Annotated in this window: 5 protein-coding genes and 1 tRNA gene; 1 reads left to right on the forward strand and 5 read right to left on the reverse strand. The window is 68.9% G+C overall.

The genetic code is table 11. The features are described 5' to 3' along the window. Positions 1-34: 34 nt before the first annotated feature. Together ACWPN5_RS13010 and ACWPN5_RS13015 are read right to left on the reverse strand one after the other, a co-directional pair. The gene (locus ACWPN5_RS13010) at positions 35-688 is read right to left on the reverse strand and encodes a phosphatase PAP2 family protein (protein ID WP_492295718.1); all 654 of its coding nucleotides are present in this window, start codon (positions 686-688) and stop codon (positions 35-37) included. 23 nt (positions 689-711) lie between these two features. After that, on the reverse strand, positions 712-1,218 hold the full coding sequence (locus tag ACWPN5_RS13015; RefSeq protein WP_492295720.1) for a hypothetical protein: 507 nt from the start codon (positions 1,216-1,218) through the stop codon (positions 712-714). Positions 1,219-1,430: 212 nt separating this feature from the next. Between ACWPN5_RS13015 and ACWPN5_RS13020 the strand changes: the two genes are divergently transcribed. Further along, positions 1,431-1,507, forward strand: a tRNA-Arg gene (locus ACWPN5_RS13020). A gap of 223 nt (positions 1,508-1,730) precedes the next feature. On the opposite strand, the gene ACWPN5_RS13025 is transcribed toward ACWPN5_RS13020, so the two are convergent. From ACWPN5_RS13025 to ACWPN5_RS13035, 3 genes are all read right to left on the reverse strand, one after another. After that, positions 1,731-5,951 (reverse strand): glycosyltransferase, encoded by a 4,221-nt coding sequence (locus tag ACWPN5_RS13025; protein ID WP_492295722.1) that lies wholly within the window; start codon positions 5,949-5,951, stop codon positions 1,731-1,733. After that, positions 5,948-7,558, reverse strand: coding sequence for a class I SAM-dependent methyltransferase (locus tag ACWPN5_RS13030; RefSeq protein ID WP_200477972.1), 1,611 nt, complete (start codon positions 7,556-7,558; stop codon positions 5,948-5,950). The genes ACWPN5_RS13025 and ACWPN5_RS13030 overlap by 4 nt, the downstream gene beginning before the upstream one ends. A gap of 139 nt (positions 7,559-7,697) precedes the next feature. Then, positions 7,698-11,987 carry a beta strand repeat-containing protein gene (locus ACWPN5_RS13035; protein WP_492295725.1) on the reverse strand — a complete coding sequence of 1,430 codons (4,290 nt, stop codon included), beginning with the start codon at positions 11,985-11,987 and terminating at the stop codon, positions 7,698-7,700. Positions 11,988-12,175 lie beyond the last annotated feature (188 nt).

A 12,175-nucleotide genomic window follows, 5' to 3' on the forward strand; every position in this document is an offset into this window, starting at 1 on the left:
GGACGACGATCACATCCGGAAAGGAAAAAAGCCGTCACAGCCGTTCCAGGAAACTGTTCAGCGGCAGCATCGGGCCGCAGACCGGCGATTCCTCACGCAACAAGTAAGCGAAATGCTTCAGCATCGGTTCCGCGTTGGTGCGATCGCCGAGCGCGTAGGTGGCGACGCCAAACAGGACGACCAGGGCGAGGACCAGCGGGCTGAGGTTCAGGCGCGACGGGGTGAGCCGGTTGAAGCTTTGCGCGAAGGCCGCCACCGCCAGCCCGCCAAGAACGAGACCGACCACCACCTCCGTCACCGAATGGTAGCGCAGCAGGATGCGCGAGGCCGCCACCCCCACCACCAGACCGAGGGCGCCGAGGACCACCGCGCCGCGCCGCCAGCCGTCCAGCGAGCGCGCCGCCATCACCCCGACCGCCCCGTAGACGGCGGCGGCGAGGGCGGCGTGTCCGCTGGGGCTGGTCAGCCGGTCGTCGAACAGGCGGATGCCGCAGGCGTGCCCAAGGATCTTCAGAAGCGCCACCGAGCCCATCAGCATGGCGAGCACGGCCAGCCAGCGCGCCGCCGAGACCGCCGAATGGCGGCGCCACAGCATCACGATCAGGATGCCCGCCACCGGCAGCACGAAGGATGTGCTGCCGAGAAGCGAGATCGCCTTGTTGACGTGCCAGAGGTTCAGATGTCCCACGGTCCTCGCCGCTCCCTTTCCATTCAGCGCATGCGAACGAGCATTCCGTCCCGGTAGTTCCAGGCCGCCGTGCTCTTTCCGTCGGACGCCGGCAGCGAGACGGTCAGTGTCCGGTCGGCCTGCTCCACCTTCGGCGCGTCGCTGCAGGTCCCGAACGGCAGCGAGACGGAGGCCTTGGCTCCGCCGAGGTCGAGCACGCGGAAGCGCGCGGCGCATTTGCCGTCCACGCTCTCCTGAAGCAGCACCAGCCAGCGCCCTTCCATGTTGTAGGCGTTCACGAAGGACACGGTGCGCCCCTCGCGGTCCTCGTAGACGACGCGGTCGTTGACGGTCACCTGGATGACCTTCGGCCCGAGTTCGACCATCTGGACGACCTCGTTGCCGATGGCCGCGGAGACCAGGACCGCGGCTCCGGACCGGTCGTCCGCCGCCTGTGCCGTCCCGATTGCCGCCGCCCCGATCGTCGCCGTCACGGAAAGCGCCGTCAGCAACCCCACCGGCCCCATAGCGGCGCGGCTCAGAAACGTCATGCCCATAGCTGTTCTCAAATGCCCTTCTGGCTGGTCGCTCTCCACGCAAAGGTAAGCCCAACCGCCGCCATTCTGTAGTCCGTCAAAGGGCTGACATCCCCTTGCCGGAAAAATTTCACGAGCCGGACGATTTTGGTTGCCTTCCGGTCGAGCCCCGATTAAAAACCGCGCCACCGCAGACGACGGCCTCGCCGCCGCCGCGGCAGAGAGAAGCGCCCGTAGCTCAGCTGGATAGAGCACCAGACTACGAATCTGGGGGTCAGGAGTTCGAATCTCTTCGGGCGCGCCACTCTCTCTCACAAAATGTTGCGTCGAACGCGGTTGGATCGCCTGATCCGACGGCGTTTTTTTGTTTTTCGCACCACGCCGAAGCAACCAGCCCAGCCCGCCCTGCCGACCGACACCAGCCGTCCCGAGTTCGGCCGACCGCGGAACAGCTGACCAGACACAGCCGACCACACTCTGTTCGACGCCGCCGGGACGGTCACGCTGACCGGGACACGACACCGCCCTCAACGCGTCGTCACGACAGCATCCCGACAGCGCCCGTCCACGACCGGGCTTCGATCCATGACAGCCTCTCCCGGATCATCGTCCGTCCGGCACCGGAAGCAATCCGCGCCGAGGGATAGGTTCTTGTTGTGAACGGACTCCGGATCGAGGCGCTCCCCCCACCGGTGCAGGAAACGCCCGGTGTCCTGTGGGTCGGCGTGCGCGAGCACGGCCACATTGAACTTGCCCGGTGCGTCCAGAAGGGCAAGCGCGCTTGGCACCACCGCGCAGGTCCCGCCGTCCTCCCGCAACCGCATCAAAAGATCGAGCAGATCGAGCGAATTGCGGTACGTCCCCGCCCCGTCCCCCCAGCCGCTGCGCACCACGGCGTCACGCCGGACGAGAAGACACAGCTCATCCAGCAGGACAACGTGATGGTTGAAAGCGAGCCGGCCAAAATAGCCCGGACTGAGGGCCGACGCGCCGTGGCCGACCCGCCAAGCCAGGACGCGGCGGTCCGGCAGCAGGCCGCAACTGACCAGTTGTCCGGTTCCGTTGACGAGCTTGGGCCCAGCCGCCACCACGTCGGTGTTCACCATGAAACGCACCAGTTCGTCGAGCCAGTCCAGTTGGTCGAAGCGCACGACCGAATGGCAGAACAGGAGAAGCGCGCCCTCCGCCGCGGCGGCGAGGACAGCCCGTCCGGCGGGTGTTCCTCCCCTCGCCACGGTGCCCGGCGGCATCTTTGCCGCCGCAGGCCCGAGCGGATCTTCGCGGCCGTCCTCGCCGATGCGGAGCGCCGTGCCGTCCGGCCGATGCAACAGAATCTCCACCCGCAGCCACCGGCCGAAGAAGGCGATCTGCTCCCGGATCGCGCGGCCAGCGGACGCGTCCACCGCGTCGGTGAGGATGATGCTGACCAGCGGCGGCGATGCCGGCTCCGCCCAGAGGACCCGGTAGCCACCCTGCGACTTGAGCGCTGTCACACGGCAACCGGGATGGCGTTGGTCGAGATGGTCCTGGACCGCCCGGCAGCCCGCCGCCATGGCGTAGGGCTTCGCATCGAGCGACAGCGCCGTGGAGTTTTCGCCGACACGCCAATGGTAGAGCAGCGCCGGAATGTGCACCGCCCGCGGCGGCGCGCCACCGGTCGGCCGCCGCATGACGCGCAACGCCAGATCGTGGTCCTGTGCGCCCTCATAGCCGACGCGGAAGCCGCCAACAGCCAGCACGGCATCGCGCCGGAACACGCCGAGGTGGGAAATCGCGTTCTGATGCAGCATCAGAAGGGGGTCCCACCCCTTCTTGAAGCAGGGGGAAAACCGCTGCCCAGCGCCGGTCAGACGGTCCTCGTCGGAGAAGACGATGTCCGGCCGGCCTTCCCGCCGCACGGTGTCGGCGACCAGCAACAACGCCTCCGGGGCCAGTTCGTCGTCCTGGTCGAGAAGCACAACGTAATCGCCGGTCGCAAGCGCGAGCGCGGAGTTGCTGGCCGCGGAAATGTGTCCACGCTCCGGCCGCACCGCCACGCGGATCCGCGAATCCTCCGCCGCGCGGCGCGCCAGCAGGGCGGTGAGGTCCGGATCGCCGGAGGCGTCGTCCGCGATGCACAACTCCCAATTCGGGTGACTTTGACGCCGCACGCTGTCGATGGCGCGCTCCAGATCGCCCGGAACCGGCTTGTAGACCGGCAGGACGACGGAAAAGCGCACGGCCGAGGCCCCGTCGACCGCCTCGCTCGCCGCGGCCACCCGTCGTTGCAGCCGACGGTCGGCCGCCGCGATCCAGGCGGTCGATGTCGGCCTTTCCGGAACGCCGTCGCCGAGAACCGCGCGCCGCTGCCGCGCGACCTCCGCGGGACCGGGTGCGCCCGTGTGGCCGGCAAGGTCAAGGTTGCGCGCGGCAGCCTCCCGGTCGACCAGGCTGACGCGGTGCGGAATGGACAATGTCCGGAACACCGCCTGTGCGAAAGCCAGCCCGCGTACCGGTTCCACTTGCCCGACCGCGGTGAGAACATCGGCCAGATGACCGGCGCGCCACGCCGTATCGAGCAGCGCCGACCACAGGTCGGTCCGATGCGGCACGTGGAAGCAGGCGGCGGACAGCAACGCCACGGCCCGGCTGCCCTGGCCCAGCGCTTCGCACACGGCGGCCAGGCTGCGGCTGCTCTCCAGGAAATCGGGACGCATTGCCAGCAGGCCCTCGTAGGTGCGTCGTGCTTCCTCCAGAAGCCCGGCGCGGGCCTGCAGGTTGCCCAGATTGTGAAGGTGCTCGGCGCGGGTGGGATCGAGCCCGACGGCGTTTCGCATCAGCAACTCGGCGACCGCCCGCGCCCCCGACCGCTCGGCGCACAACGCGAGGACGGCGGCGGCGGCGGCGGCCATCGGCCGGGGGGTGCCCGGATCGGCGAGCACGGCCAAAGCGGCCCGCGTCGCCTCGTCGCCCCGGCCGTCGTCGCAGGAGCGCCGGGCGGCCTCCATTCTCCGCAACCGTCGGTCCGCCCCCGCCTCCGCCGGTTGGGGCGGGGCAGGATCGGCGGGACGGGGACGGACGCTGCCCACATCGGGTCCCCGTCCGTCACCGTGCTCCAACCAGGGACGCGCAACCCGCGGTGGAAAGGCGAACGCGCCGTCGAGCAGGGCGATGCTCAGGTTCGGGTTGTGGTAGCGGTCCGGCCTCCCGGCCAAGTTCCACTGGGCAACAAGGCGGTTCAATTCCCGCCGGCCCCGCTCGTCCGCCATACCGGCACCCGACGCCCGACGCGACACCGATTCATGGTGGAGGAGCGTCGCCTCCGGCAGGTAGAGCGACGCCAGCCCGCGCGATGCCAGCCGCAAGCACAGGTCGACGTCGTTGAAATTGATGGCGAAGGCCTCCTCGTCGAAGCCGCCGGCGGACAGGAAGCGGGACCGCTCCACCACCATGCAGGCGGCGGTCACCGCGGAAACCTCCTGGCGCAGGCCGGCGAGACCACCATGCCCGTCGGAGCCGGCCGGTACACGCAGATGCAGATGGGTGGCCCCCGAAGCCCCGGTGAGCAGGACGCCCCCGTGCTGGACCGATCCGTCCGGGTACAGCAGCCGTGCGCCGACCGCCCCGACGTCCGGGCGAAGCGCGTGCCGCGCCATCGCCATCAGCCACCCCTCCGCCACGCCCTCGGTGTCGTCGTTGAGGAAGCAGAGCGTCCGGCCGCTGGCGCGCGCTGCCGCGGCGTTCATCATGCGCGCGAAATTGAAGGGCTCCGGCCAGTCCAGGATGACGGTGCGGCCGGCGGGTGCCGCGGCCTCCACCGCCTTTCGGTAGTCGGGCGAGCGGCTGTTGTCGACGATGATCAGCTCGATCGCCGTCTGCGGGTTGAGGCGGAACAGGCTGTCCACGCAGGCGCGCAGCAACGCGCCCTGGTTGTGGGTTGGGATGATGACGGAAACCGTTCCGACGTCGGCCGCCGCCGGCAACGGGATCGGCGCGTCCGGCAAGCGGCGGCGGCGCGACAGCGCCGCGTCGGACAAAGCGTGATGCAGCACATGCGGGATGTGGACCACGCCGCCGCGCGGCGCGGTCGCGGCAAGGCGCTCGACCAGCGCCCGCGCGCCCGCCCCCCCAAGGGTGGCCAGCGCCGCCGTGCGGACCGCGCAGCAGCCGGCCAGCAGGTCCAGCTCCGCGTAGAGATCACGGCTGAAAGCCGGCTTGAAGAAGGGGCGTTCGCGGCGCCCGTCGGCGGCCATCCGGTCCTCGTCGCCGTAGAACAGGACGGCCTCCGGATGAAGCCGCGCCGCCTCCGCGAACAGGTAGGGCGCGTGCGGTCGCAGGCGCGCCTGGGGGTGCAGGAGAATGAGAAGTTCCGCGTCCACCGCGCCCGGACAGGGATCGGAATCGCCGACCGTAAGGACACGCAGTGACGGCAACGCGGGATCGGCCGAACGCCGGGCGAACCAAGCCATTTCCGGCGCGCCGAGCCGGTCGTAGCGCCGCACCCACGCGTCGTAGTCGTCAGGGGCGGGCAGGTCGTCCAGGCCGGCAACCGCTTCATGCGCGGCGAGCGCGGCCCACCCGTCGCCGGCGCGGCCGGCCAGGAAGGCGCGCCCGCAGCGCCGACAGACACCGGTCGTCCAATCCGGCGCGCGTGCGTCCCCGATGCGCCCGATGGCGGCGTGTGGACCGGCCGCGCCGCAGACCGCGCAGTGCGTGTCGAGCGGCGTCAGGCCATCGCACAAGGCCGGGGTCCCGACGCGGCGGGTCATGGCTGCGTTCCGCCGCCGGTCCCCCGCCGCGACGCAGCCTCGTCGCGCCAGCGGCAGGCGAGGTCGCGTGCCCGTGCAACGCGTGGCGTGTCCCCCGGCAGCGTTGCCGCGACCAGGGGCGCCAGACGGCGCGCCATGGCCTCGTGCCCTGATTCGGCCAGCCCCGCGAAGACGCGGAGCGCCAGTTCCACCCGCAAATCCGTCGGCATCACGGCCTCGGGCGGCGCATCCGTCGCCAGGGCTGCGTGCAGCCGGCGCTCCGCTTCTTCCGGCCAGCGGCGGGTCAGCATCTGGGCGGCGTAGACGCGGGCTTCCCAGCCGACGCGCGCCGTATCGCCATCATCGGCACCGATGCGGCGCAACGCCGCGCGGGCTCGGTCGGCGACAAGCGCGGCCGCTTCGAACAGGCGCCCGGCCCGCGCCGGATCGTCCTCCCGCCGCCAAGCCAGGATCCCCTGCCACAGCAGCAGGCCGGGAAGGCAGAAGGGCGCCGTGTCATGGTAGGCGTCCGGCGTGGCATCCGGCGGCGGATCGGCCAGGATCGCGTCCGGGTTGGCCAGATCAATTCCCCAGCCGGCGCACACCGCGTCCGCGACCTCCCTGCCGACGGGCAGCGCCGCGGCGATGGCCCCGGTCTGGGTGGCACGGCGCAGAATCCTCTGGCGCAGGCCGAGCCCCAGCGGGTGGCTGGCCGCGAAATCACCGGCACGGCGCGCCAGATAGGCGTCGTACAGCGCGTGCCCCCGCGGCTGCAGCGGATCGGGCAAGGCGGCGGCGTCCGGACCGGCCACGGCGAACAGCGTCGCTGGCGTCTCCACCACCGAGAAGGCCGTAAAGCCAACCCGGCGAAGCAGGGATTCCAGCCCGGCGCGCGAGAACAGTGTGACGTGGTGCCCGATGCTCAAGGCCGGAACCAACACGGCCAGCGAGGTGTGCCGGCTCACCGCCGCAGCGTTGGGCGTCGACAGCAGGAACGCTCCGCCCGGAGCCAGCCGCGCCCGCAGGGACGCCGCCAGCTCTTGCGGGTCGCAGACGTGCTCGATCACCTCGCTCGCGAAAACAAGGTCGAACGGCTCTTCCCCGGCGGCCGGAACCGGGGGAAGCAGTTTGTGCGAGATCGGGAGGCCGAGCGTCGCGGCTCCGGTCCGGGCCAACGGACCAGGATCGACGCCCTGGACCTCCCACCCGAACATCGTCCGGGCGATGTCCAGCGAGAAGCCGAAGCCGCACCCGACGTCCAGAAAGCGGCGCACCCGCCGTGGCTCCACGCCGCCCAGCTGGCCGGCCATGGACAGCAGTCCCGCCCCCTGTTCAAGGTAGAACGCAACGGCCAGTTCGTCGCAGCCCAGCACCGCCGCGTCCTCGACTGGCGCCAAATCGGATGGCGTCATCTCCGCCGGAGACGGCGCGGATGGCGCCGGCTGTCCGTCGAGAAGCGTCGGGCAGACCAGCGATCCGCAAGCAGCGCAGGCATGCACGGGAAAGCCATCCGGCGGCAGTGCCGGACCAATGGCGGTCACCACACGGTCCATGGAGCCGGCATGCCCGCAGGCGGGGCAGGACGCGGACAGGGTCGCGTGCCCATCCCAGTTCAACTCGAACGCCATTCCGATGTCCCGTGGCCTTATGTCGGTCCGGACGCCGCCGCTGCCGCACCGCGGACGGCGAGACACCGCTCACCGTCCGCAGCCTGATCCTAGCAGCGTCGTCGTCCGGAATCCCTCCTTCCGTCAGGAGGCCGGGGTCCTACAACAGCGCCCAATCGCTCTTCGGTGCGGTCGAGACCATCTGGGCCGACTGCACGTTGGTGCCGTTCATGGTCCACAGCGACAGGGCGCCGGTGCTCTGGGAGCGCCACAGGATATCGGTCTGCCCATCACCGCTGAAGTCGTCGAGCTTGGCGACCCGCCAGTCGGTGGAACCGGGGTCGCCCACCGGCTGCACCTTGAACACGCTGGTGCCGTGCATCTCCCACAGCGACATCTTGCCCGTGGAGGCGGAGCGCCACAGGATGTCGGTCTGGCCGTCGCCGGTGAGGTCGGCGGTCCCCGCGATGACCCAGTCCAACGAGCCGGGGTCGCCGACCACGCTGACCTGGGACACCTGGGTGCCGTTCATCGTCCACAGCGACATGTTGCCCGCCGAGGCCGAGCGCCACAGGATGTCGGCTTGTCCGTCGCCGCTGAAGTCCTGCACCGCCGCGACCTGCCAGTCGGTCGAGCCGGGATCGCCCACCGGCGTCACTGCGGACACCCCGCCCTGCCCGTTCATCGTCCACAGCGACATGATGCCGCTGGAGGCGGAGCGCCACAGGATGTCGGTCTGGCCGTCGCCGCTGAAGTCCTGCGTCGCCGCAATCTGCCAGTCGGTCGAGCCGGGGTCGCCCACCGCGTTGACCGCGGACACCCCGCCCTGTCCATCCATCGTCCACAGCGACATGATGCCGCTGGAGGCCGAACGCCACAGCACATCGGCCTTGGCGTCGCCGCTGAAGTCGGCGAAGCCGGCCGGCTGCCAGTCCGCCGAACCGGTGCTGCCGATGACTTTCTCCGTCACTGCGGAACCGTTCATCGACCACAGCGTCAGGCTGCCCTGGCCGTCCTGCCAGATCAGGTCGGCATTGCCGTTGCCGTCCACGTCCAGCCGAATGGCCGAACTCGGCGTCGCGAAGTCGCCGTCGGCAAAGCGCAGGATCTCCACGCCGCTCAGCAGATCGGAGCCTTCGGTCCCGGACAGGTCGGTCACGATGATCGCGCCGCCGGGCGCGCCCCGGACCGAATAGTTGCTGGAAATGCCGGTGAACACCGCAACATCCGTGCCGGCTCCGCCAACCAGCGTGTCGTTGCCAGACCCGCCAGCCAACGTGTCGTTGCCAGACCCGCCATCCAGCCGGTCGTTGCCGGTGCCGCCCAGCAGGAAATCGTTGCCATCCAATCCGACGATGGTGTCGTTGCCAGCGGTTCCGTTCAGCGTGTCGTTGCCGATCGTTCCCACAAGCCCCCCCACAGCCGGCAGCAACGAGGAGCGGATCAGAACGCCCGACCCCGCCGAGGTTTCCACCAGCGTATCCGATGGGTAGGGCAGGAAGGCCGACATTGCCCCATCCGTGAGGCCGTCACCATTCGTGTCGAACGCGATGGTGAAGCTGTAACCGGAGTAATAGGCGCGGAACTGGGCGTTGCCGGTCGCGCTGAACGCGGCGGAACCGACGAAGGTGGCCCCGAGAGCCGAGAAATCGAGACGGTCGCTCCCAAAGCTGTCGGATATGTAGTCGCCAAACGCGTCGGCGGCGCTGGTGTAAAGGTAGACGTCGTCGCCGGACGAGCCGTAGAGGATGTCGTTGCCCGCACCGCCGATGAGCGTGTCGTTGCCGGCACCTCCATCGAGCGTGTCGTTGCCGGCATTGCCGATCAGCACATCGTCACCCGACGAACCGCTCAGCGAATCGTTCGCGACATCGCCCGTCAGCGTGTCGTTGCCGGGCGTTCCCGTGAGATTCCGGGTCTGCGTGACCAGGATGCCGGAGCCGGCGGCCGTTTCCGCCAAGACCGGCCCTCCGGTCAGGGTGAGCACCCCATCCGACAGGCCGTCGCCGTTCGCATCGACGTAGAGGGAGGTCGTTCCTAGAAACTGGACCGCCCACATCTGCGCATGGCCGGTGTTGGACGCCACGTAGGAGTTCGTGAAGGTGCCGAGGAAGGTGGCGCCGAGAGCCGACAGGTCGATGCGGTCGGTGTGGTTCAGGTCGAAGATGGTATCGCCGGCAAGGTCGGTCACGCTTCCGAAGACGAAGCTGTCCGATCCGTTTCCGCCGAACAGGCTGTCGTTGCCAGCCCCACCAATCAGCGTGTCGTCGCCCAGATCACCGAACAGCGTGTCGTTGCCGGTCCCGCCGATCAGGCTGTCGTTGCCGTTGCCGCCGAGCAGGCTGTCGTTGCCGGCCCCACCGTCGAGCGTATCGTCGCCATCCAGGCCGTAGATCGTGTCGACGGCAACGTTGCCGACGAGGCTGTCGGCTCCCGACGTCCCCGTTTGGCTGCGGTCCAGGGCGATGAGCACGCCGGAACCGGCCGATTCCTCGACCAGGGACGTGATGTTGCCGAACAGCGTCAGGCTCGCGTCGGTCGTGCCGTCCCCGTTCACATCGACGCTGACCGTCGTCGTCCAATTGTAGTTGGACGCGGGCGTGTAACGGATCTGGGCCGTTCCGCCGGCAGTGAAGCTGCCCGTCCCGATGAATTGGGCGTTCAGGGCCGACAGGTCGAGACGGTCCCCGTAGCTGAAATCGCCGATGCGATCGCCCGTGACGTCGCCCGCGCCGCTGTAACGGAAAGTGTCGTTGCCGCTGCCGCCGTTGAGGTAATCGTTGCCGGCCCCGCCGTCGAGCGTATCGTCACCGTTGCCGCCGGACAGGCTGTCCATCCCGGCGCCGCCGATCAGCAGGTCGGCGCCCAGTCCACCGTTGATGTAATCGTTGCCGAGCCCGCCGACCAGCGTGTCGTTCCCGTCTCCACCGTCGATGGAATCGTTGCCGACGTAGCCGGTCAGGCTGTCGTCCCCCGAGGTCCCGTTGATCTGGCGGTTCGGCGTCAGCAGCACGCCGTTTCCGGTCACCTCCTCCGTCAGGGCGTGATCTCCGGAGATGGTCAGCGACGCGTCCGCGACGCCATCGCCGTTGGAGTCGACCAAGACCGTCGTGACGTATCCACCGCCCACGTACCGGATCTCCGCCGAACCCGTGCCGGAAAAATTGCCGGTCCCGATGAAGCGGGCACCCAGTCCCGACAGGTCGAGGCGATCGCCGTGGGTCAGGTCCGCGATTGAATCGCCGGCAATGTCGGTGGCCGCGCTGTAACGGAAGGTGTCGTCGCCGCTGCCGCCGTTGAGGTAATCCTTGCCGGCGCCGCCATCGAGCGTGTCGTTGCCGTTGCCGCCGGACAGGCTGTCCATCCCGGCACCGCCGATCAGCAGATCGGCGCCCAGCCCGCCGTTGAGGTAATCGTTGCCGAGCCCGCCGACCAGCGTGTCGTTCCCGTCTTCACCGTTGAGATAATCGCTGCCGACATCGCCGGTCAGGCTGTCGTCGCCGTTGCCGCCACTCAGTGAGAGGGACTGGGTGATGAAGATTCCCGAACCGGTCGTCTCCTCCACAAGGCCCGGCTGGTTGCTCAGGGAGAGCGTGGCGTCGATCCAACCATCGCCGTTGGCGTCGACGGCAAGGACCGTAAGGTTACCCGCCGTGTAGGTTCGGATCTGCGCCTGCCCGTTCGCCACCGTTGCGCTGTTGCCGACGTAGGTCGCATGCAGGGCCGACAGGTCGAGACGGTCGCCCACCGTGAAATCGGTGATCAAGTCGCCGGCAATGTCCCCGACGCTCGTGTAGAGGAAGGTGTCGTTGCCGAGGCCACCGCTCAGGCTGTCCATCCCGGCGCCGCCGATCAGCAGGTCGGCGCCCAGCCCGCCCTGAAGAACATCGGGTGCCCAGCCGCCCACAAGCGTGTCATCGCCGGCACCACCGTCGAGCGTGTCGGTCGCGTAGCCGCCGAGCAGCCGATCGTTACCGTCCGTACCGGCCAAGCGCTGGCTCCGCGTCAGGAAGATGCCCGAATGCGGCGCTTCCTCCACCAGCGCATGCTGGCCGACGATCATCGCGGTCGCGTCGACCATCCCGTCGCCGTTGCCGTCGACGTACAGATAGGTGTTCCCACCACTGGTGATCGAAGCAACCTGCGCTTCGCCGCCGCCGGAAAAAAACAAGGTATTGCCGATGTAGCGGGCATGAAGCGCCGACAGGTCCAGACGATCGCCAGACGCGAAGTCGAAAATCACGTCGCCGGAGAGATCGCTCGCGTTGGCGTATTGGAAGGTGTCGTTGCCGGCACCGCCGGTCAGGCTGTCCGCGCCCGCGCCGCCGATCAGCAGGTCGGCCCCCAGATCGCCGACCAGCAGGTCCATTCCACCGCCCCCCATCAGCGTGTCGCCGCTGGCACCCGCTTGCAGAGTATCCGACCCTTCGGTTCCCTGAACGACGGCCATCACACCCTCTTCAACATCATCGATTGCGAATGAGTTCCTACATCTGCAATCTTGAGAAGTCAATTTCTCGAAGCGCCTCCGATTGCCTGGACCTGGATAAGAAATCACAACCGGCCGGTTGAGCACGAGCCGATCCTGCGCGGCTTTGGCCGAGGCCGCCACACATTCGGGGAGTTCTCACGTCGATG

It is taken from the genome of Azospirillum sp. UENF 211521 (assembly GCF_058780535.1).